20 protein-coding genes are annotated in these 20,208 nt (G+C 72.4%); 11 read left to right on the forward strand and 9 right to left on the reverse strand.

The window, feature by feature from the left end; genetic code table 11:
* Positions 1-8 precede the first annotated feature (8 nt).
* From ACH54P_RS21970 to ACH54P_RS21980, 3 genes are all read right to left on the reverse strand, one after another.
* Entirely contained in the window at positions 9-2,279 is a 2,271-nt protein-coding gene (locus tag ACH54P_RS21970; RefSeq protein ID WP_489915598.1) for a YcaO-like family protein, read from the reverse strand.
* A 394-nt stretch (positions 2,280-2,673) separates the two neighbouring features.
* On the reverse strand, positions 2,674-3,354 hold the full coding sequence (locus ACH54P_RS21975) for a hypothetical protein (RefSeq protein ID WP_489915600.1): 681 nt from the start codon (positions 3,352-3,354) through the stop codon (positions 2,674-2,676).
* Positions 3,351-3,701, reverse strand: coding sequence for a hypothetical protein (locus ACH54P_RS21980; protein ID WP_489915602.1), 351 nt, complete (start codon positions 3,699-3,701; stop codon positions 3,351-3,353). The genes ACH54P_RS21975 and ACH54P_RS21980 overlap by 4 nt, the downstream gene beginning before the upstream one ends.
* Before the next feature lie 158 nt (positions 3,702-3,859).
* On the opposite strand from ACH54P_RS21980, the gene ACH54P_RS21985 reads away from it, so the two are divergent.
* Together ACH54P_RS21985 and ACH54P_RS21990 are read left to right on the forward strand one after the other, a co-directional pair.
* Complete coding sequence (locus tag ACH54P_RS21985; RefSeq protein ID WP_489915604.1) at positions 3,860-5,827, forward strand: sensor histidine kinase; 1,968 nt, start codon at positions 3,860-3,862, stop codon at positions 5,825-5,827.
* On the forward strand, positions 5,824-6,471 hold the full coding sequence (locus ACH54P_RS21990) for a response regulator transcription factor (RefSeq protein ID WP_489915606.1): 648 nt from the start codon (positions 5,824-5,826) through the stop codon (positions 6,469-6,471). The genes ACH54P_RS21985 and ACH54P_RS21990 overlap by 4 nt, the downstream gene beginning before the upstream one ends.
* Here ACH54P_RS21990 and ACH54P_RS21995 read toward each other — a convergent pair.
* Positions 6,431-7,015, reverse strand: coding sequence for a hypothetical protein (locus tag ACH54P_RS21995; RefSeq protein ID WP_489915608.1), 585 nt, complete (start codon positions 7,013-7,015; stop codon positions 6,431-6,433). The two genes, ACH54P_RS21990 and ACH54P_RS21995, sit on opposite strands and share 41 nt — an antisense overlap.
* A gap of 122 nt (positions 7,016-7,137) precedes the next feature.
* Here ACH54P_RS21995 and ACH54P_RS22000 point away from each other — a divergent pair, with 122 nt between their 5' ends.
* Complete coding sequence (locus ACH54P_RS22000; protein WP_489915610.1) at positions 7,138-7,701, forward strand: TetR/AcrR family transcriptional regulator; 564 nt, start codon at positions 7,138-7,140, stop codon at positions 7,699-7,701.
* A gap of 134 nt (positions 7,702-7,835) precedes the next feature.
* On the opposite strand, the gene ACH54P_RS22005 is transcribed toward ACH54P_RS22000, so the two are convergent.
* Complete coding sequence (locus tag ACH54P_RS22005) at positions 7,836-8,234, reverse strand: hypothetical protein (RefSeq protein WP_489915612.1); 399 nt, start codon at positions 8,232-8,234, stop codon at positions 7,836-7,838.
* 380 nt (positions 8,235-8,614) lie between these two features.
* On the opposite strand from ACH54P_RS22005, the gene ACH54P_RS22010 reads away from it, so the two are divergent.
* Entirely contained in the window at positions 8,615-10,018 is a 1,404-nt protein-coding gene (locus ACH54P_RS22010) for a hypothetical protein (protein ID WP_489915614.1), read from the forward strand.
* 6 nt (positions 10,019-10,024) lie between these two features.
* Here ACH54P_RS22010 and ACH54P_RS22015 read toward each other — a convergent pair whose 3' ends face one another.
* The gene (locus ACH54P_RS22015; protein ID WP_489915616.1) at positions 10,025-10,855 is read right to left on the reverse strand and encodes an SDR family NAD(P)-dependent oxidoreductase; all 831 of its coding nucleotides are present in this window, start codon (positions 10,853-10,855) and stop codon (positions 10,025-10,027) included.
* 153 nt (positions 10,856-11,008) lie between these two features.
* On the opposite strand from ACH54P_RS22015, the gene ACH54P_RS22020 reads away from it, so the two are divergent.
* The 3 genes from ACH54P_RS22020 to ACH54P_RS22030 all read left to right on the forward strand — a co-directional run bounded on the left by ACH54P_RS22020 (position 11,009) and on the right by ACH54P_RS22030 (position 13,631).
* Positions 11,009-11,923, forward strand: coding sequence for a LysR substrate-binding domain-containing protein (locus ACH54P_RS22020; protein WP_489915618.1), 915 nt, complete (start codon positions 11,009-11,011; stop codon positions 11,921-11,923).
* Positions 11,924-12,036: 113 nt separating this feature from the next.
* Positions 12,037-12,414, forward strand: a complete 378-nt coding sequence (locus ACH54P_RS22025; protein ID WP_489915620.1) for a YciI family protein — start codon at positions 12,037-12,039, stop codon at positions 12,412-12,414.
* Positions 12,414-13,631: an RNA polymerase sigma factor gene (locus tag ACH54P_RS22030; protein ID WP_489915622.1), complete on the forward strand. Its 1,218-nt coding sequence runs from the start codon at positions 12,414-12,416 to the stop codon at positions 13,629-13,631. Before ACH54P_RS22025 ends, ACH54P_RS22030 begins: the two co-directional genes overlap by 1 nt.
* A 6-nt stretch (positions 13,632-13,637) precedes the next feature.
* Here the strand turns inward: ACH54P_RS22030 and ACH54P_RS22035 are convergent, their stop codons facing one another.
* Positions 13,638-14,564 carry a class I SAM-dependent methyltransferase gene (locus ACH54P_RS22035; protein WP_489915624.1) on the reverse strand — a complete coding sequence of 309 codons (927 nt, stop codon included), beginning with the start codon at positions 14,562-14,564 and terminating at the stop codon, positions 13,638-13,640.
* A 127-nt stretch (positions 14,565-14,691) separates the two neighbouring features.
* Between ACH54P_RS22035 and ACH54P_RS22040 the strand changes: the two genes are divergently transcribed.
* From ACH54P_RS22040 to ACH54P_RS22055, 4 genes are read left to right on the forward strand one after another with little or no spacing between them, the layout of a single operon-like run.
* Positions 14,692-15,672: a D-isomer specific 2-hydroxyacid dehydrogenase family protein gene (locus tag ACH54P_RS22040; protein WP_489915626.1), complete on the forward strand. Its 981-nt coding sequence runs from the start codon at positions 14,692-14,694 to the stop codon at positions 15,670-15,672.
* Positions 15,665-16,705, forward strand: coding sequence for a D-alanine--(R)-lactate ligase (gene vanA / locus ACH54P_RS22045; RefSeq protein WP_489915628.1), 1,041 nt, complete (start codon positions 15,665-15,667; stop codon positions 16,703-16,705). Before ACH54P_RS22040 ends, vanA begins: the two co-directional genes overlap by 8 nt.
* Entirely contained in the window at positions 16,702-17,310 is a 609-nt protein-coding gene (vanX, locus tag ACH54P_RS22050; protein ID WP_489915630.1) for a D-Ala-D-Ala dipeptidase VanX, read from the forward strand. The genes vanA and vanX overlap by 4 nt, the downstream gene beginning before the upstream one ends.
* Positions 17,307-18,425: a UDP-N-acetylglucosamine--N-acetylmuramyl-(pentapeptide) pyrophosphoryl-undecaprenol N-acetylglucosamine transferase gene (locus ACH54P_RS22055; RefSeq protein ID WP_489915632.1), complete on the forward strand. Its 1,119-nt coding sequence runs from the start codon at positions 17,307-17,309 to the stop codon at positions 18,423-18,425. Before vanX ends, ACH54P_RS22055 begins: the two co-directional genes overlap by 4 nt.
* Here the strand turns inward: ACH54P_RS22055 and ACH54P_RS22060 are convergent.
* The gene (locus ACH54P_RS22060) at positions 18,420-19,508 is read right to left on the reverse strand and encodes a sensor histidine kinase (RefSeq protein WP_489915634.1); all 1,089 of its coding nucleotides are present in this window, start codon (positions 19,506-19,508) and stop codon (positions 18,420-18,422) included. The genes ACH54P_RS22055 and ACH54P_RS22060 overlap by 6 nt on opposite strands.
* A complete protein-coding gene (locus ACH54P_RS22065; RefSeq protein WP_489915636.1) occupies positions 19,501-20,175 on the reverse strand; it encodes a response regulator transcription factor in 675 nt (224 codons plus the stop codon). Before ACH54P_RS22065 ends, ACH54P_RS22060 begins: the two co-directional genes overlap by 8 nt.
* Between the last annotated feature and the right edge of the window lie 33 nt (positions 20,176-20,208).

Raw genomic sequence — 20,208 nt, forward strand, 5'->3', positions numbered from 1 at the left:
CGGCCTCCTCAGTAGTGCGCCAGCGGAAAGCGGTTCAGCCCGGACTCCGGCAACGGCGTCGCACGCCAGCCGAGGTCGACGGCGGCGCGGCTCACCCGTTCCCGGCCCCACTGCGGGAACGCCGCCGGGAAGTTCGGGACCAGGCCGGGGCTGAGCACGCGCACCGCCGAGAACCCGGCTTCCGCGACGTCCGGCGTCGTCAGGTCGACGGCGATCGGTTCTTCGCCGAATTCCGCCCGCAGCGCCCCGGCGACCTGCCCGATCAGGGCGTCCGCGGACTCCGGTTCCCGCGCCGGCTCGGCCGGGCGGGGACCGGCGGGGACGTCGAACGTCCACGGCGAGACGTGGGCGCCCGCCCGCGGGTCCAGGTAGATCTGCAGCTGGCAGGACAGGTCCTTGACGTCCCGGAAGTCGGCCCGGTACGAGTCGAGGTAGCGCGAATCCTCGCGGAACGGCTTGAGGTTCCGTTGCGAGGACAGGACGTTCGCCTGCGCGCTGCCCGGCCGTGCCCCCGCCATCGTCAGCCCGGTCCACTGCAGACCGATGCCCTCGGCCAGCGCCTTCCGCCCCGCCTCGGCGAAACCGGGCCGGGTCGCGAACCCGATGGCCAGGAAGTCCGACTGCACGTCCTGCACGCAGGCGGCGGCGGTGGCCAGCCCGTACCGGTCCGAGATCGGGATGATCGACGTCCGGAACCGGTCGCCGAGTTCGGCGGCGAGCTCCGGCGCGAAATCCTCGAGCGGAACGTGCGGCAGCACGGGCGTGTTGGCCCACCAGACCATGGAGGCATCGCGCTCGATCGTCTCGGACAGGCCGTTCGCGACGGCTTCCGCCCAGGTCCGCCCGCCCGCGATGCCGGACAGGTTCGGGTAGAGGTGGCGCTGTTCGCCGTCCGGCCGGACGGAGTTCCACGACACGTACACCCAGCACGCCGGGACCCACCGCTCGGCGCCGCTCACCAGGCCACGGCCCGGAACCCACGCCACGGTGGTGTCCTCGTCCAGCGGCGCGAACGGAAATCCGCGCTCCGCGTGCTGTTCCGCGGAGTACCCGACCAAGGCGCTCGGCGCCACCGCGGCCAGGCCCCGGCGCGTCAGTTCGGTGTGGCTCGCGGAAACCATCGGCGTCCGCGGCGAAACCCAGTTCGCGCAGTACCGCTCGATCAGCTCGCCGATCGCCGGGCCTTCGGCGGCCGCGGCGCTCTCCCAGCTGGAACCGAACGCGGTCAGGTCGTTGGGGAAGTCCATCACCCGGCGCATGTCGGCCGCGCGGGCCACCGCGATGTGCAGTGACCGCGGGAAGTGCGCCGGCGTCGGCTGCGTCTTCACCGACCGGATCACCCCGGCCTCGGGATCGCGCAGGTGCCACGCGTCGGTGCGACGGACCGCGCGACGCCGGTCAGCCTGGTCGGGCAGGGCGAGGATGCCGTGGTGGTCGACGGTCAGGTGGGCGCAGTCCAGCACCAGCTCGGCCGACTGGACCTCGGCGCGCGCGGCCCCCGCCAGCCAGCGCTCGGCCTGGACGGCCAGCGTCGCGGCGGCCCAGCGCAGTTCCGCGGGCCGCAGGGCATCCGGCGCGGGCGGCGGTGGATCCCGGTGCTCGGCCTGGAACAACGCCGGCGACGCCGCGGCGGCCTCCCGGCGGCGGTAGACGTCCGACATCGTCGCGCCGACGCCGGGTTTGATCACCGGCCCGGCGTGGATCTTGTGGTCGAGCAGGCGGACGACCAGCCGCAGCGCCTCGAGCCGTTCGAGTTCGTCGTCCAGCGCGACCACGGCCTTCGCCGGCGCGTGGTCGAACACCGGGCAGACGACCAGGCGCGACCCGAAGTCGCCGAGCGCCTGTTCGGCGGCGGCGAGGAGGTCGTCCTGGGCGCACGCATGGGCCTCGGTGCGCAGGCCGGCGGCTTGCCATGCCTCCGCCAGCGCGGTGACCGGCCCCGCCGGGCCGAGCCACAGGAAGCGGTAGTCGCGAAGCCGCTGCGTGCGCAGGGCCTGCGGGAGCAGCCGGTACCAGGACCGGTCGCGGGTATCGGCGACCGGCTGGACGCAGCCGTCGCGGGTCAGCGCGTCCCAGACCTCGCCGAACTCACCGGCGTCGGGGGCCGCGGCCAGCAGCTCTTCCTTGGTCCGGGTGCCGTCCAGGAGGGCGAGCCAGCCCCGCATCCGCTCGGCCGCGACGCGGACGCGAAGAACGGTCCGGCTCGGCGGTACCAGGAGGCATCGGTCGGGCCCTTCGGCGACGACCCGTACGTGCCCGGCGATCCACTCAGGTGACATCTGCTTCCTCCACGCCGCTGCGCGCGTTACCCTGGACGTGCCGGATGGCCCCCGGGGTGTGCTAGGGACGCACCCCGGGGACCAATCCGATCATCGTGAGATCAGTCCTCGTCCCAGCTGAACTCGATCTCCGGGGCGACGTTGTTGTTCGCCAGGATGGCGAGCTCGTTCTCGTTTTCGAAGGACTCGAAGATCTCCAACATGTGCGGGTACTCCCTTTTGTCGATCGGTTACGGTCAACGCCCGGCTTAGAGGCTGCTTCGGCGTGGCCCACCACTGGGTGCGATCCATCTGCCGTTCGTATGCGTTCCTCATACCTTCGCCGTGCGTGTTTCCATGGTGCCGATCGGGCGGAACGCCGACGTCTCCTGGATTGCGGCCCCCTCGCCGCGGGTCACCGGTCCGCTGTCGCCGGTGCTGGGTGCCGCTCGATTTCCGGCGTTTTCCCTGGTGAGCGCACCAAAGCGAGCGCCGCCACCGCGAAGCCGAGCGCGTTCAGGCCCCACGCCGCGAAGTCCAGGGGGTGGCTGGCCAGGACCACGGCCGCCACGAAGTGCAGGGGCTGGGACACCGCCGTGAGCACCGCCGCCCAGCGGGGGACCGTATGCGAAATCCACAGGGCGATGCCGAGCAGCACCGTGCCCACCACGTGGCCGACGACGAACAGCGCGCCCGCGACCACCGTCGCCGGGTGCATGTTCTCGAACAGGCGGCCCAGCACCGGCTCGGCGATGCCGTTGCGGACGCCGAAGAGCAGCGCGGCGTCGCTCGAGACGATCAGGCCGAGCGAGAGGTACCCCGGCACGAGGAACAGCAACGCGGCCGCGGTCGTCCGCGGTGCCCCGGCGCGGCTGAGCCTCGCGACCCACAGCACCGCCGGGACCAGCGTGAGGGCGCCGGCGAACCCCAGCCAGACCACCAGGGACTGGGCGCCCGGGTGGGCGGCGACCTTCCGCGCGACCGCCACGGCGTCGTCGGTGGTGTCGTACGGCAGGACCAGCCGGAGCACGGCGATCGCGGCCGGGCCGGCCGGCAGCAGGACCGCCGCCGCCCAGCGGGCCGCCCGCCCGGTCATCGCCGGCCCGCCGTGAGCCGGGGCGCCAGCAGGAGCGCGACGCCGGTGACGGCGATCAGCACCAGGGCCCCGGCGAGCAGCACGACCGGGCCGGGCACGCCGGGCGTCAGCGCCGCCGGCACCGCGGCGAGCGCGGACAGCACCCGCAGGACGACCAGCGGGACGACCGCGCGGCGGGCACCCCGCCAGGCCGCGACGACCAGCACCAGGCTGGCCAGGCCCAGCACGGCGGCGGCCACCGCGACGGCCACGGGCGGGTGCTCGCCGTCGGTGACCAGGGGCAGCAGCAGATCGAGGACGGACAGCCCGCCGAGCACGAGCAGTCCGGCACGGTGTGTTCGGGACACGGAAACCTCCGGGATCGGGGTGGTGCGGACCGGTCCACAGTGGCGCCCGGCCGGTACCCCCGGCCCGAGGCGGCGTTCCCCCCGGCCGGGAAATCGCCCGGTCACGACGGGATCGCGGTCCCGGGACACCGGGACCGCGAGCACGGATACTGAGCCGCATGACACTCGGGCGCGGCCTCGCGACCGGCGTCGGCACGCTCGCCGCGACCGAGGCCGGGGCGGCCGTCGCGGTCAGCGCCGGGGTCGGCTGGTCGTGGCAGCAGGCGCTGGCCGCCTTCGTGGTGACCAACTCGCTGATGGGCGTCGCCTTCGCCACCTGCGGGGCGGTCATCGCGTGGCACCGCCCGCGCAACCGGATCGGCTGGCTGTTCGCCGCCGACGGCCTCGGCCACGCGACCACCGCGCTGGCCGCGCCCGTCCTGCAGGCCCTGCACGACGGCGGCGCGCCGCTCGGGCTCCAGCGGCTGGTCGCCACCCTGTGCGCCTGGTCGTGGCCGTGGTCGATCGGGCTCTTCCTGCCACTGGCGCTGGTCCTGTTCCCCGACGGGCACCTGCCGAGCCGGCGCTGGCGGCCGGCGGTGCTCGCCCTCGTCGTCACCGCGCCGCTCTTCGTCCTCGAATTCGGGACGAGCCCGGAGCCACCGGCACCGGGCCTGCCGCCTGGTTTCCCGACGCTGTCCCGCTACGCCGAACTCGCTCCTCTGTGGACAGTCGGCGAAGTGCGGACGCTGGCCGCGCTGGCGCTCGCGATCGGCGCGCTGGTCGTGCGGTACCGGCGCGGTGACGACGCGCGCCGCCGTCAGCTGCTCTGGCTGCTGCTCGCCACGATCACCGCGGCCGCGTTCGTCACGCCGTGGTCGCTCGTCGCGGGGACGCCGGTCGTCGTGCTGTTCTCGCTGCCGCTCATCCCGGTGGCGGTGACCATCGCGATCGTGCGGCACCGCCTGCTGGACATCCGGCTCGCGGTGGCCAGGGTGATCGCGTGGGTGCTGCTGTCCGCCGGGGTCGTGCTGGTCTACGGCGCGCTGGTCACGCTGCTGGACCGGGTCGTCACCGCCGGGTTCGGCCGCTCGGCGGTCGCCACGATCGTGGTCGCCCTGCTGGTCGCGCCGGTGCTGCCGCGCCTGCAGCGGGCGGTCGACCGCGCGCTGTACGGCGACCGGAGCGACCCCGCGCGGGTGGTCTCGCGGGTCGGCGAGCAGCTGACCGGCTCCGGCCTCGACGGCGTGGTGGCGGCGATCCGGGCCGCGCTGCGCGTGCCGTACGTCGCGCTCGCCACGGCCGGCACCGTCCTCGTCGAAGACGGTGCCGCCCCGGACGAGGTGAGCGTCGTTCCGCTGGAGTACGGCGGCACGGCCGTCGGCGAACTGCGCGTCGGCGCGCGGCCGGGTGAGCGCGAGCTCGGCGGAGCCGACCACGCGGCTCTCGCGGTGCTCGCCGCACCGCTGGCGGTCGCCGTGCACGCCACCGGGCTTTCCACGCAGCTGCAGGCGTCCCGCGAGCGGCTGATCACCGCGCGCGAGGAGGAACGGCGCCGGCTGCGCCGCGACCTGCACGACGGCCTCGGCCCCGCGCTGACCGGCGTCGCGCTCACCGCCGACGCCACCACGAACCTCCTCGCCACCGACCCGGACCGTGCGCGGGACCTGCTGGGCCACATCCGCACGGAGATCCGCGCCGCGATCGCCGACGTCCGACGGCTCGTCGAGGACCTTCGCCCGCCGGCGCTGGACGACCTGGGCCTGATCGGCGCGCTGCGGCAGCGGACCGAGCACCTCGGCCGGCGGGCCGACGGCGGCGCGCTCCTGATCCGGCTCGACGTCCCCGACCACGTCCCCACGCTGCCGGCCGCGGTCGAGGTCGCCGCCTACCGCATCGCGACCGAGGCGCTCACCAACGTGGTCCGGCACTCGCGCGCGTCCGGTGCCGTGCTCCGCCTGCGCTGCGACGGCGAGCTCGACCTCGAGATCGTCGACGACGGCCCGCCGGACGGGCCCTGGCACCCGGGGGTCGGCCTGCACGCGATGCGCGAGCGCGCGGCGGAACTCGGCGGCGGCTTCGAAGCCGGCCCGTCCGCCGCCGGCGGCCGGGTGCACGTCCGGCTCCCCCTGGCGGTGTCCTCGTGAGCGACATCCGCGTCGTCGTCGCCGACGACCACCCCATCGTCCGGGAAGGCATGACCGCGCTGCTGGCTTCGCTGCCCGGGTTCACCGTCGCCGGAGTCGCCGCGGACGGTCACGAGGCCGTCCGCGAAGTGGTCACCACCCGGCCCGACGTCGCCGTCCTGGACCTGCAGATGCCCGGCCTCGACGGCATCGCCGCGACCAAGGCGATCACCCGCGCCGCACCCGGCGTCGCGGTCCTGGTCCTGACCATGTTCTCCGACGACGAGTCGGTCTTCGCCGCCATGCGCGCGGGCGCCCGCGGCTACCTGGTCAAGGGCGCCGAGCAGGACGAGATCGCCCGCGCCATCCGCGCGGTGGCAGCCGGCGAAGCGATCTTCGGCCCGGCGGTGGCGCAGCAGGTCCTGCGGTTCCTCACCACCCCGCCGGCCGCGAACAGCCCCTTCCCCCAGCTGACCCAGCGGGAGCGCGAGATCCTCGACCTGCTCGCCGCCGGCCTGCCGAACGCGGCCATCGCCCGCCGTCTCGGCGTGGCCCCGAAAACGGTGGCCAACAACGTCTCGGCGATCTTCACGAAACTCCAGGTGGCCGACCGCGCGACGGCGATCATCCGCGCGCGGGACGCCGGTCTGGGCCGGAGTTCGTGACCGCGTTCTTCGACGCGCGGCCCAGCCGCACCGCGGAGACGAGGAAGAAGACGCCGCCCAAGGTGGCGTAGCCGGCCAGCGTCGTCAGCGAAGCACCGTCCTTTGTGGCCTGCAGGATGAACGAAGCTCCGGCCAGGACGGAGATCGCGCCACTGAGGATCATCGGCCACTGGCCACCCAGCCCGCGCCGGAGGACGCCGACGACGAGCTGGACGACGCCCGCCAGGATCGCCCAGGCACCCCACACGCGCAGGACGGCCGGAATCCCGGACGAGACCGCGACGGCCAGGCCCGCACCGGCCAGCAGGCTGATCGCGATGTTGACATACAGCGCCGCGCCTGCCTTCGACGAGCGGGCGTCGACCACGGCGGCGGCCACGTCGAACAGCGGGTAGAGCACCAGCAACGCGCCGCTGACCGGGCCCAGGCTCGACGCCGTCGCGAAGAGCAGGCCCGCCCAGACGACCGCGAACGCGAACCGGACGAAGTAGAGCCTCCGCAGGGTCTGCGCGACTCCGGCGGCCGGAACGGTCTCGGTGGTCATGGATCCTCCAAGTAGATAGAACGATCTGTCTTGTCCGACTATGGCAGGGGTCACCGCCAACGTCAAGACAGACCGTTCTATCTGGTAGGCTGGATCCAACGAACCAGCAGGTAGGGAGCACAATGTCCGAAGCTCGAGCCCGGCTGCTCACCTCGGCGAGCCGGCTGTTCTACTCCGAAGGACTCCACTCGGTCGGCATCGACCGGGTCATCGCCGACGCGGGCGTGACCCGCGCGACGCTCTACCGGCACTTCCCGAGCAAGGACGACCTGCTGGTCGCCTACCTGACCGAGGCCGACCAGGCCATCCGCGCCCAGATCGACGCGGTCCGCACCGCGGGAGGCCCCCCGGACGACGTCGTCCGGGCGGTAGCCGCGACGATCGCCGACGGCATCCGGTCCCCCGGGTTCCGGGGCTGCGCCTTCCTCAACGCCGCCGCCGAATACCCCGACCCCGCTCACCCGGTGCACCAGGCCGTCCTCACGCACCGGCAGTGGTTCCTGAGCACCGTCACCGAACTGCTCGCCGGGACCGGGGAAACCGCCCCCGAGCCGGCCGCCCAGCACTTCGTCATGCTCCGCGACGGCGCCATGGCCGCGGGCTGCCTCACCGACCCGGCCCCGATCTGCGAGACCTTCCTCCGCGGCGTCGAAGGAATCCTGCGGTACCGGGACGTCCCCGCCTAGTGCGACTCCACCGAGACCCTCGCGGCGAGTCGCCGACGGCGTGCCGAGAGGGGCGTTGCCGATCGCCGGGCGACGCCATCCTTGGCCGACATCATGTTTCCCTCCAGAACCGTGGTGTTCGAAGTCCGGCCTGATCAGTAGCTGCAGTAGTCCACGCCGGGCACCCAGCTCGAGTAGCCGGTGTAGACGTAGTAGTCGGAGACGTAGCCGTAGCCGTACGGCGTGCTGACGTAGTCCCAGACCGGGTCGCCGTAAATGTCCTGGCCCTCGTGCTGGCAGACCAAAGTCATGTTCAGCCCGGCCGGCAAGGTGGCTTGGAGGGTGCACGCCTGACGCGGGTAGGGCTGCTTGGCCGGGTGGTAGCAGTCGCGGAGCGCCACGCTGCTGTTGCCGACGTGCACCGGGTACGAACTCGCAGTGGCTTCCGTCGCGACGCCCGCCATCAGCAGACCGACGGCCGCCGCGATGCCGGTTGCCCGTGCCACCCGTCCCGGACGGCGCGGCCGGGCAACGCGGATTTCCGGGCTCTTCATGGATTTCTCCTTCGTGTTCGCCGAAATCGAGCTTCCGACGGTACGAAGGAGCCACCGGGTGAGCGGCCGGATTCGCAGCTCCGGATTTCCCTGCAACGCCCCTTGACGACGGCGCACGGCTGAACGCTTCCGGCGCGTTCAGGGGAGACCGCGAGACCTTTCGCCGCAATTCTGCAACGGCGCTCGCCAGGCGGCATCGACGCGATGTCTTCTGTACCGGGGAGGAGCGCGCGATGCAGAGGGTGAACGCCGGCCGGCGAGTCGGGTGGCTGTTACGGACGAACCGGGTTCTCGGCTCAGCACCGCGGTACCGCCGTCTTGCGGCGTTCGCCGCCGACTTCGACGCCGATGGCCGGACCCCGTCCGTATCCATCAGCACCGTGTCTCGCTGGGAGAACCGCCGCACCACGGTGCCGAGCGCCGCCGTGCGGCGGTACGAACAGCTGCTCGACCTGCGCCCCGGCCTGCTGGCCGCGGTCAACGACACCGTGGCCCGCTACCTCACGCCGCCGACCCGGACGGTCCCGCCCTGGGCCCGGCACCGCCGCCCGGCGCCGGGAGCCCCTCTCGACGAACTGATCGACTCGGCCGGCACCGACGCCGTCGTCAGCAGCGACGAATGGGACCGGTTGACCGAACTCCTCGCCTGCCGGCCCCAGCTGGTGCTGAGCCCCGCCTCGACCTGGCTCCGGCTCTCGGAACGGTTGCTCACCGAGATGTGCATCGCCGACGGGGTGTCGTGGATGCGCCGGGCGGAAGCCTTCCACCGGCTCATCGTCCACCCGGTCGGCCAGCGGGCGGCGTTGGCCACGGCCGCCGCCGCGGCCGCGGACTCGTCGGCGCAAAGCTTGATCGGCACGCTCGGCGTGTTCAGCGCGAGCGCGCACCCCGACGCGAGTTCTTCCGTCGTCCGGCACCTCACGGATCCGCTCACCGACCGGACCTTCTACGGAGCCTTGCTCACCAGCGTCAAGAAGGTCAGGTTCGGCCACTTCGACGAGCAGCAGACGGCGGCACTGCTGCCGATCCTCTGCAGCCTCGTGGCGTCCGGCAACCCGGAGCGATCGCCCCTCGCGGCCAGAACGCTGCAGCTTCTCCCGCCGGAACTCCGGGCCAAGGTCCCGAACCGCCTCTGGGCCATGGTGCTGGCCGCCGTGACACCACCGACCACCCCGGTCGCCGAACGGCTCGGCGCCGAGACGCTCGAGGCGATCGACCCCACCGGCGCGGCCCCACCCGACCCGCTGCTGCCGGTGTTCATCCACGAGATGCTGCACGATCCGGTGTTCGACGTCCGGCTCTGCACGATGTTCCTCCTCTACGCGACGCCGTACCGGGCGCCGCTGGCCGGGGCACTGGCCCGTGAACTGGTCGGCACGCTCCGGCAGCGTGGCCGCCCCGACTGGATGCAACGGCTGCTCGACGCCCTGCGGATCCTCGGCGCAGAACCGGAACGGCGCCTCATCGAGGCGATGGTCCTGTCCGAGCAGCTCAGGAGTGACATCAAGGACTCCGCCGCGTACGCCCTCGGGCACGTGGGCGGCACCAGCTCCGACGAGTTCTACCGGCGGGCCTTCCTGCTGCACGCCGAGCAGGCGCGGCGGGATCGAGGTTCACGGTCGGCGTCGGTGCTGGATCGGCTGGTGTACTGCATGGGGATCAGCGGCCGCCGGAACCTGCTCGGCGAAGTCATCACCCAGCCCGATCTCCCGGCTCGGATCCGCACCGCGGCTGTCTGGTGGGACGGCTTGCCCGGCTACCTGCGGGAGAGCGCGGCCCGGTAGCAACCGTCATCGCCAGGGCAGGACCTCGCCGTTGCGGATCAGCTCGCCGTAGTGGGCCGGGGTGACCGGCTCCGACACCAGGTCCAGCAGCACCTCCGCCGCCTGGGCGGGGCTCGGTGCGTCGCTCACGTCCCACCACATCGCCGACGTCGGGGTGTTCATCATGCCGGGGCAGACGGCCGCGAGCAGGATCCCGCGCGCGAGGTCGTCTTCGCGTCGCTCGGCGGCGAGGGTGCGCACCGCCGCGACCTGGCCGATCTTGGACGGGACGTTGACGAACCCCGGCCAGTCGCCGGCGCGGGCGGTGCCGTCCCTCACCGCGTCGCGCCAGGCTGCCACCTGCTTGTCCACTTCGTCCAAGGAGGACAGAGCGTCGAACTGGGGGTGGAGGGCGGGCGCCAGGTGGTTCAGCGTGCCGAACGAGCTGGCCACGACGAGGAAGCGGCCGCCGTCGCGCAGGAGCGGCGCGAACGCCCGCAGCAGCCGGGTGGTGCCGAAGTTGTTGACCTCGGCGTAGTCCTCGACGATCGCGCGCGGGTCGTCGTCGGGGCCGACGCGCATGACCGCGTTGCCGAACACGATGTCGACGCCGCCGTGCCGCTCCCGCAGCCGCGCGGCCAGGCGGCCGGACTCGTGGGGGTCGGCGACGTCGAGGACCTCGCCGCGGACCCGGGCCCCGCCCGCGGGCAGGGCTTCGGCGGCCTGGGCGACGCGCCCGGCGTCGCGGCCGGTGAGGTACACCGTGTCCTCAGTGGACAAGCGGGCGGCGAGCCCTTCGACGAGGGCGAGCCCCAGGCCCTGGGTGGCGCCGGTGACGAGAGCGACTTTCGGGGTCATGCGATTCCTTTGGTGAGCAGGGTTTCGGAGAGGGTCCAGGGCGCGCGCGGTCTCGACGCCGAGGGGGTCTTGAGCAGGTTCACGACTCCAAGCTAGAACCGGGCGGACCATGCGAACAGCGAAAGAACCGCAGACCTGGTATGCATTCCTGTCATGGCCTTGTCCGATGCGTCGCTGACCGCCCTGCGGGTGTTCCGCGAGGTGGCCGAACGCGGGACGCTCACCGCCGCGGCCGCCGCGCTCGGCTACACGCAGTCCGCGGTTTCGCGGCAGATCGCATCGCTGGAGCGCGCCGCGGGGACGTCGTTGCTGGAGCGGCGCCACGACGGGGTGTGGCTCACCTCGGCCGGGCAGATCGTGGTGCGCCGCGCCGCCGACGTCCTCGACCAGCTCGACGCCACCGCCCGCGAACTCGCCGGGCTGCCCGGTGAACAGGGCACGGTCCGGCTGGGCTGGTTCCCGACCGCCGGGGCCGCCCTGGTCCCCCGGGCGCTGGCCGCCCTGCGGAGCACCCACCCGGCCATCACCGTGCTCAGCCGCGAAGGCGGCACGCCGGCGCTGGTCCGTGCCCTGCGCGCCGGCACCGTCGACCTCGCGCTGCTCGCCTCCGCGCCCCCGTTCCGGCCGCCGGACACCGAAACCCCGGCCCTGGTGCTGCACACCCTCACCGAGCGCAGCCTGCACGTGGCCGTCCCCGCGAACCACCCGCTCGCGCGCCGGGCGTACATCGACGTCGTCGACCTGCGGGGGCAGCGCTGGATCGCCGGCTCGGGCGACAACCGGCTGCTGGGCGTCTGGCCCGGCCTGGACGAACGGCCCGAAATCGCCCACACCGCCCGCGACTGGCTGGCCAAGCTGCACCTCGTGGCCGCAGGCTGCGGCATCACGACGGTGCCCGGCGCGCTCGACCCGGTGGTACCCGCCGGGGTGCGCGTGATGGCGGTCCGCGGCGGTCCGGGAGAGCAACGCCGCATCGTGCTCGCCCACCTCCCGCAACGGCTGACGGAACCCGCGGCCCGCGTGGCCGCGGCGCTGCGCACGGCCGCCCTCGAACCGGGCACGCGGTGACGACGAACCCGCGGGCGGGGAGATTTTTCCGCGGCCGTGTCGATCTGCGGGCCGCCCGTTCGACGTGATGGTGTGAGAGCCGAGAGGCTGCCCCACCGGACGAGGAGACGGCGTTGCCGAAGTACATGCTGATCATGCGGGGCACCGACGAGTCGAACGCGGCCATGATGGCCGACATCGACGAGATGATGGCCACGAGCCGCCAGTTCATCGAGGACCTGTTCAAGGCCGGGGTCTACGTCGGGGCCGAAGGGCTGGACGATCCGGCCCAGGGCGTCGTGGTCGACTTCAGCGGCGAAGCCCCGGTCGTCACGGACGGGCCGTACGGGGAGACCAAGGAACTGTTCGGGGGGTTCTTCCTGATCGACGTCGCCTCGAAACAGGAGGCGGTCGAGTGGGCCAAGCGGGTCCCGGCGGCCCGCGGGGCCAAGGTCGAGGTCCGGCGGGTGCCCGGGAGCGACGAGGCCCCGCCTGCCGACGGCCGGAACTGATGGGGACAGCCGACGTCGAGGCCGTCTGGCGGATCGAGTCGGCGCGGATCGTCGCCGCGCTGACCCGGTTCACCGGCGACTTCGGGCTGGCCGAGGACGCGGCCCAGGAGGCGGTGGCCGAGGCGCTGGTGGCCTGGCCGCTCGCCGTTCCGGCCAATCCGGCCGGCTGGCTGATGGCCACGGCCCGGCGACGGGCGATCGACACGATCCGCCGCCGGGCCGCCCTCCAGGACCGGTACGCCCGGCTGGCGCCCGAGGAAGAAGCCGACGACGGAGAAGCCGACCCCGACCGGATCGACGACGACGTGCTGGCGCTGATGTTCATCAGCTGCCACCCCGTGCTGTCCCGCGAAGCCCAGGTGGCGCTGACCCTGCGCGTGGTCGCCGGCCTGTCCAGCGAGCAGATCGCCCGGGCGTTCCTCGTCTCCGTGCCGACCGTGCAGGCCCGCATCACCCGCGGCAAGAAGACGATCGCGGCGGCCGGGGTGCCGTTCGAGCTGCCGCCGGCCGACGAGCGCCGGGAGCGGCTGGGCGGCGTGCTCAGCGTCATCTACGTGATCTTCACCGAGGGGTCGACGGCCACGTCCGGGGACCGGCTGCTGCGCCCAGAGGTGGCGTACGAGGCGATCCGGCTGGCCCGCACGCTGGCCGCGCTGCAGCCCGACGAGCCGGAGGTGCACGGCCTGCTCGCGTTGTGCGAGCTGACGGCCGCGCGCTTCCCGGCCCGGACCGGCCCCGACGGAACGCCGGTCCTGCTCGAGGACCAGGACCGGCGCCGGTGGGACTTCTCGGCGATCCGCCGCGGGCTGGCCGCGCTGGCCAAGGCGTCGGCCCGCGGTCTCGGCCCCTACGGCCTGCAGGCCGCGATCGCCGCCACCCACGCGTCGGCGCCGTCGGTCGAGGCGACCGACTGGGACCGGATCGTGGTGCTCTACGAGGCACTGGGCCGGGTCGCGCCCTCGCCGGTGGTCGAGCTCAACCGGGCCGTCGCCGTGGCGATGGCCACGGGTCCGGCGCCGGCCCTGGCCATCGTCGACGAGCTGGTCGCCACGGACCGGCTCCCCGGTTCACACCTGGTCCCGACCGTGCGCGGCGAGCTGCTGGCCCGGCTCGGCCGCCGCGCCGAGGCGCGGGCCGAGCTGGAGCTGGCGGCCCGGCTGTGCACCAACCTGCCCGAACGCTCGGTGCTGCTGCGCAAGGCGGCCGCGCTGGGCTGAACTCCGTCAGCCCCGGGAGACGTGCCGCACCAGGGTGCCGCTGACGTACCGCGTGTCGCCCAGGCGGAGGTCGTCGTCCTTGAGGGAGTGGAGATCGCCGGCGGTGAGCAGGTCCCGGATCGTGCTCCCGTTCACGGCCCAGCCGAGCTCGGTCAGATAGGGAGCGGCTTCGTTGCGCTCGCCGAAGTAGCGCAGCCGCGCCATATCGGTGTCGAAGCTGTGCTCGCGCCAGCGTTCGGAGATGCCCTGCAGGCGTTCCTTCGTCTTGTCCTCGTCGCCCGGCCGCGGGTTCGGCCGGCTTTCGGTGGCCACGCGGCTTTCCGGCGCGCTGAGTTCGGTGATGGTGTCCAGCAGGCTGTCCTGCGCCTCGGGCGGCAGGTACCCCAGCAGGCCTTCGGCGCTCCACGCGGTCGGCCGGGCCGGGTCGAAGCCGGCGACGCACAGGGCGGCGGGCCAGTCGTCGCGCAGATCGACCGCGACCACCCGGCGGTCGGCGGTGGGCGCGGCACCCAGCTCGGCCAGTGTGCGCGTCTTGAAGTCGATGACCCGCGGCTGGTCGACCTCGTACACCACGGTCCCGGCCGGCCAGGGCAGCCGGTAGGCGCGGGAATCCAGGCCCGAAGCCAGGATCACGGCCTGCGTGATGCCGGCGTTGGCCGCGTCGAGGAAGAATTCGTCGTAGAACTTGGCGCGCACCTTGGCCACGTCGAGGAACACCTGCTCGACGAGGTCGCCGGGGGGCACTTCGCCGCTCGCGAGCCGGGTGAGGAGGTCGACGCCGACCGCCCGGACGAGCGGTTCGGCGAACGGGTCGTCGATGAGCGAACGATCCGCGCGGGTCGCGATCGCCCGCGCCGCCGCGGCCATGGTGGCGGTCGCGCCGACGCTGGACGCCAGGTCCCAGGTGTCTCTGTCGTGCCTGGTGGAATTCACGTGCTGCCCCCTGAGTGCGGCTGTGGAGCGTGATCCGGAGTATGCCAGGTACTCGCCGGTGGCATATTGCCCACGTATCCGAAAGCGCATACGGGGCAGCAACACCACGCCGTCTTGACTGGGGCGTATGACCTACAGCGACCCGGTCATGGGGATCACCGTTTACGGATGCGCGCCGGACGAGGCGGCCTTGTTCCGGGAGATGGGGCCTCGCTGTGGCGTTGTTCCGACCATCACCGAGGCCGCCGTCTCCGAGGGCACCGTTGAACTGGCTTCCGGAAACCGCTGCATCAGCGTCGGGCACAAAGCGCGAATCACCGACGCCACTCTTCTCGCGCTCAGCCAGATCGGCGTCGAGTACATCTCCACCAGGAGCGTCGGGTACGACCACATCGATGTCGCCTGTGCGGAGAGTGTCGGCATCGCCGTCGAAGGGGTCGCCTATTCGCCGGACAGCGTGGCCGACTACACGCTGATGCTGATGCTGATGGCGGTGCGGAACGCGAAATCCACCATCCGGCGTGCGGACGTCTACGACTACCGATTGCACGACGTACGCGGGAAAGAGCTCCGCGACCTGACCGTCGGCGTGATCGGCACCGGACGCATCGGTACCGCGGTCATGGACCGGTTGCGCGGCTTCGGTTCCCGCGTCCTGGCCTACGACAGCCGTCCCCAGAGTTCGGCCGATTACGTTCCCCTCGACGAACTGCTGCAGCTGAGCGACATCGTCACCCTGCACACGCCCCTCAACGCGGACACCCACCACCTCCTGAACCACAAGACCATCGCGCACCTGAAACGCGGCGCGTTCGTCGTCAACACCGGACGCGGTTCGCTCATCGACACCGAGGCCCTCATCCCGGCCTTGGAAAGCGGCCGGTTGGGCGGCGCCGCGCTGGATGTCGTCGAAGGTGAGGAAGGGGTCTTCTACGCCGACTGCCGGAACCGGCCCCTCGGGAGCGAACCGCTGGTGCGGCTGCAAAGCCTGCCGAACGTGCTGATCAGCCCGCACACCGCCTACTACACGGACCACGCACTGAGCGACACCGTCGAAAACTGTCTCATCAACTGCCTGACCTTTGAAAGCAGGACGCGGCATGGATAAGTTGAAGGTCGGAATCATCTTCGGGGGCGCCACCGAAGAACACCCCGTCTCCGTCAAGTCGGCCCAGGAGGTCGCGAACCACCTCGACACCGAAAAGTTCGAGCCGTTCTGGATCGGGATCACCCGCAGCGGCGCCTGGCAGCTCTGCGACGGCCCCGGCGCGGACTGGGAGAACGGCGACTGCCTCCCGGTCGTGCTGTCACCGGACCCCGGCGTCCACGGACTGCTCGTCCTGGAGCAGGGAAAATACCGGACGATCCGCCTCGACGTCGTGCTGCCCGTGCTGCACGGCCGGCTCGGCGAAGACGGGACGGTGCAGGGTTTACTGGAATTATCCGGCATCCCCTACGCCGGTTGTGACGTCCCGGGTTCCGCCCTGTGCATGGACAAGGCCCTCACCTACCTCGTCACCAGGAGCGCGGGCATCGCGACACCGGACTTCCGGATCGTCGCGGCGGACGACAAGATCGACCCCGACGAGCTCACCTATCCCGTCTTCGTCAAGCCGGCCCGGTCGGGGTCCTCGTTCGGCGTCAGCAAGGTCTCCGGCAAGGAGGAGCTGCCGGGTGCGGTGGAGACAGCGCGGCAGTACGACTCGAAGGTGCTGGTCGAAGAAGCCGTGGCGGGCAGCGAGATCGGGTGTTCGGTCCTGGGGAACGATCCGGACCTGGTCGTCGGCGAGCTCGACCGGGTCGCGCTCTCCCACGGCTTCTTCAAGATCCACCAGGAGAGCAACCCCGAGAGCGGCTCCGAAAACTCGACGTTCATCGTGCCCGCGGACATCCCGGAGGAGTCGCGCGCGCTCGTCCAGGAGACGGCGAAGGCCGTCTACCGCGCGCTGGGTTGCCGCGGACTGTCGCGAGTGGACTTCTTCCTGAAGGAGGACGGGACGGTGGTCCTCAACGAGGTCAACACCCTGCCCGGCCTGACGTCGTACAGCCGCTACCCGAGGATGATGGCCGCCGCGGGGTTGTCGCTCGGCGAGGTGATCGACCGGATGGTTTCCCTGGCCCTGACCGGAGAACCCCGGTGAACGACGACTTCGCCTTCGTGGACGAGCTCGTCCCCGGGATCCGCTGGGACGCCAAGTACGCCACCTGGGACAACTTCACCGGCAAACCGGTGGACGGCTACCTGGTGAACCGGGTCGCCGGCACCAGGGCCCTGTGCGCGGCGCTGGACGGTGCGCGGGAAAAGGCCGAGTCCCTCGGCTTCGGCCTGCTCCTGTGGGACGGCTACCGCCCGCAGCGTGCTGTGGACTGCTTCCTGCGCTGGTCGCGGCGGCCGGAGGACGGCCGGACGAAGCGGCGGCACTACCCGAACATCGGCCGGGCCGAGATGTTCGCGAAGGGCTACGTGGCCGCCAAGTCGGGGCACAGCCGGGGCAGCACCGTCGACCTGACGCTCTACCACCTGGAAACCGGTGAACTCGCGGCCATGGGCGGGGGCCACGACCTGATGGACGCGCTCTCCCACCACGACGCGAGCGGCATCACCCAGGCCGCGGCGAGGAACCGGCGGCACCTCCGCTCCCTCATGGAGGCCTGCGGGTTCCGCCCGTACGAGCGCGAGTGGTGGCACTACACGCTGGAGGACGAGCCCTACCCGGACACGTACTTCGACTTCCCCATCACATGACCGATCGCGACGAAGTGACGGCGCCGCGTGTCGTCGTGGCCGGCGGCCATTCGGCCGGGCACATCGAGCCGATGCTGAACTTCGCCGACGCGCTGCGCCGGCTGGAGCCCGCGGCGGAGATCACCGCTCTCGGCACCGTCCGCGGCCTGGACACCACGCTCGTCCCCGCCCGCGGCTACCCGCTCGAACTCATCCCGCCGGCGCCGCTGCCGCGCAGCCTGGACCGTGCCCTGCTGCGAACGCCGGGCCGGCTGCGCGACGCGGTGCTGGCGGCCGGGGCGGTGCTCGACCGCGTGCGGGCCGACGTCGTCGTGGGCTTCGGCGGTTACGTGGCCGGGCCGGCCTACCTCGCGGCCCGCCGGCAGGGCGTGCCGATCGTGGTGCACGAGGCGAACGCCCGGCCCGGCGTGGCCAACCGGCTGGCGGCCCGGATGACGGCGCACGTGTTCACCGCGGCGCCGGGCGTCCGGCTGCCCCACGCCACGGCCATCGGCATCCCGCTGCGGCCCGCGATCACCGGGCTCGACCGGCTCGCCCTGCGCGGTACGGCCCGGCGTCGGTTCGGCCTTCGGCCCGACGGGCCGGTCCTGCTGGTCACCGGCGGTTCACAGGGCGCCCTGGCCCTCAACGCCGCTGTCTCCGGCGCGGCCGCGGAGTTGCGGGCGGCCGGGGTGCAGGTCCTGCACATCACCGGGCCGCGGCACGTGGTCGAGGTGCCGGACGGCGACCCGCCCTACGTCGTCGTCCCCTACGTCGAGGAGATGCAGTACGCCTACGCCGCGGCCGACTTCGTGCTCTGCCGCTCGGGGGCGATGACATGCGCCGAACTCGCCGCCGTCGGGCTGCCGGCCGCGTACGTCCCGCTGCCGCGGCGCGGCGGTGAGCAGCGGCTGAACGCCGGGCCGGTCGTCGCGGCCGGCGGGGCGCTGCTCGTCGACGACAGCGTCCTCAGCCCGGCCTGGATCGAGGCCACCCTGATCCCGGTGCTCACCGATCCCGGGCGGATCGCGGCGATGTCGGCCCGCGCGTCGGCGGCCGGCGCCCCCGACGCGGACGTCGTCCTGGCCCGGCACGTGCTCACTGCCGTCGCCGTGCGACGCCGGTCCGTCTCATGAGGACGGTGACGCGGCCGGGAGCCGCACCGCGACGACGAGCCCGCCGCCGGTTCGCGGGGTGAGGGTGAGGGTTCCGTCGTGGGCCTGGGTGATGCTGTTGACGATGGCCAGGCCGAGGCCGACCCCCGCGTGGTCGGTGCGGACGCGTTCGGTGCCGCGCTGGAACGGCTCGACGAGCTTGGACACCGACTGCGGGGTCAGCGTTTCGCCGGTGTTCTCGACGGTGAGGACCACCGTCCCGGGCTGCACGACGGTCGTGACCCACACGGCGCCCTCGTCGGGCCGGGTGTGGACGATCGCGTTGTGCACCAGGTTCGTCGTCAGCTGCAGCAGGAGCGCGGGGGAACCGACGGTGGGGGCGACGTCGCCGGACGTCTCGACGGTGACGCCGCGTTTTTCCGCCAGGGGAAGAAGTGTCTCGGTGGCTTCTTCCGCGACGAGGGACAGGTCGACGTCGTCGCGGGCGAAGGACCGTTGGTCGGCGCGGCTGAGCAGGAGCAGGGCTTCGGTGAGGTCGATCGCCCGGGTGTTGACGGCGTGGAGGCGGTCGACGAGTTCGCCCGTGTCGCGGGTGCGGTCGCTGCGGGCCACGTCGAGGAGCGTCTGCGTGACCGCCAGCGGGGTGCGCAGTTCGTGGGAGGCGTTGGCCGCGAACCGCTGCTGGGCGGTGACGTGGGATTCGAGTTGTTCGAGCATGGTGTCGAAGGCGTCGGAGAGTTCGCGGAACTCGTCACGGCGGCCCGGTAACCGGATCCGGTGCGAGAGCGAACCGTCCGCGGCCACGCGGGTGGCTTCGGTGATGCGGTTCAGGGGCGCGAGCATCCGGCCGGCGAGCACCCAGCCGCCCGCGAGGCCGAACACCAGCAGGAAGATCAGCACCGCGCCCGCGGCCGGGGCGAACGCGCGGATGAGGACGCGGCCCGGGGGTGCCATCACCACCTGCATCGTCTCCATGCCCAGCCGCTGGTAGTGCATGAGGAACAGCCCCACCGCCGTGAGGAGCAGGGCGCCCGTGAGCATGACGAAACCGGCGTAGCTGAGGGTGAGTTTGAGGCGGACGCTCAAGCCGGGCTTCCTAGCCATGGTCGCCCCCGGCGCCGATGCGGTAGCCGACGCCGGGCACGGTGGCGATGAGCCAGGGCGCGCCGAGCCGTTTGCGCAGGGCGGAGACGGTGATGCGGACGGCGTTGGTGAAGGGATCGGCGTTCTCGTCCCAGGCCCGTTCCAGGAGCTCTTCGGCGCTGACGACCCCGCCTTCGGCGGCGACGAGCACTTCGAGCACGGCGAACTGCTTCCTGGTCAGGGCGACGTACCGGCCGTCCCGGTAGACCTCGCGGCGGAACGGATCCACCCGCAGCCCGGCGATCTCCCGCACCGGCGGCCGGTTGTGGGCGCGCCGGCGGTCGAGGGCCCGGAGCCTGAGCACGAGCTCCTGCAGCTCGAACGGCTTGGTGAGGTAGTCGTCGGCCCCGAGCTCGAACCCGGACGCCTTGTCGTCGAGCCGGTCGGCGGCGGTGAGCATGAGGATCGGCATCCCGCTCCCGGAGGCGACGATCCGCGCGGCGACCTCGTCCCCGGACGGCCCGGGAATGTCCCGGTCGAGGACGGCGAGGTCGTAGGCGTTGACGCTGAGCAGTTCCAGAGCGGTGTCCCCGTCCCCGGCGATGTCGGCGGCGATCGCCTCGAGGCGAAGCCCGTCCCGGATGCCTTCCGCCAGATAGGGTTCGTCCTCGACGATCAGCACACGCACCTGTTCGATCCTACGAGGCGCGGCATATCGCAG

This window comes from Amycolatopsis sp. N2S4-7 (assembly GCF_058119595.1).

Excerpts from the sequence above, each read along its gene's own strand:
- ACH54P_RS21970 (WP_489915598.1), bottom strand. The coding sequence starts at position 2,279 with ATGTCACCTGAGTGGATCGCCGGGCACGTACGGGTCGTCGCCGAAGGG.
- ACH54P_RS21975 (WP_489915600.1), bottom strand. The coding sequence starts at position 3,354 with ATGACCGGGCGGGCGGCCCGCTGGGCGGCGGCGGTCCTGCTGCCGGCC.
- ACH54P_RS21985 (WP_489915604.1), top strand. The coding sequence starts at position 3,860 with ATGACACTCGGGCGCGGCCTCGCGACCGGCGTCGGCACGCTCGCCGCG.
- ACH54P_RS21995 (WP_489915608.1), bottom strand. The coding sequence starts at position 7,015 with ATGACCACCGAGACCGTTCCGGCCGCCGGAGTCGCGCAGACCCTGCGG.
- ACH54P_RS22000 (WP_489915610.1), top strand. The coding sequence starts at position 7,138 with ATGTCCGAAGCTCGAGCCCGGCTGCTCACCTCGGCGAGCCGGCTGTTC.
- ACH54P_RS22005 (WP_489915612.1), bottom strand. The coding sequence starts at position 8,234 with ATGAAGAGCCCGGAAATCCGCGTTGCCCGGCCGCGCCGTCCGGGACGG.
- ACH54P_RS22015 (WP_489915616.1), bottom strand. The coding sequence starts at position 10,855 with ATGACCCCGAAAGTCGCTCTCGTCACCGGCGCCACCCAGGGCCTGGGG.
- ACH54P_RS22020 (WP_489915618.1), top strand. The coding sequence starts at position 11,009 with ATGGCCTTGTCCGATGCGTCGCTGACCGCCCTGCGGGTGTTCCGCGAG.
- ACH54P_RS22030 (WP_489915622.1), top strand. The coding sequence starts at position 12,414 with ATGGGGACAGCCGACGTCGAGGCCGTCTGGCGGATCGAGTCGGCGCGG.
- ACH54P_RS22040 (WP_489915626.1), top strand. The coding sequence starts at position 14,692 with ATGACCTACAGCGACCCGGTCATGGGGATCACCGTTTACGGATGCGCG.
- vanA (WP_489915628.1), top strand. The coding sequence starts at position 15,665 with ATGGATAAGTTGAAGGTCGGAATCATCTTCGGGGGCGCCACCGAAGAA.
- ACH54P_RS22055 (WP_489915632.1), top strand. The coding sequence starts at position 17,307 with ATGACCGATCGCGACGAAGTGACGGCGCCGCGTGTCGTCGTGGCCGGC.
- ACH54P_RS22060 (WP_489915634.1), bottom strand. The coding sequence starts at position 19,508 with ATGGCTAGGAAGCCCGGCTTGAGCGTCCGCCTCAAACTCACCCTCAGC.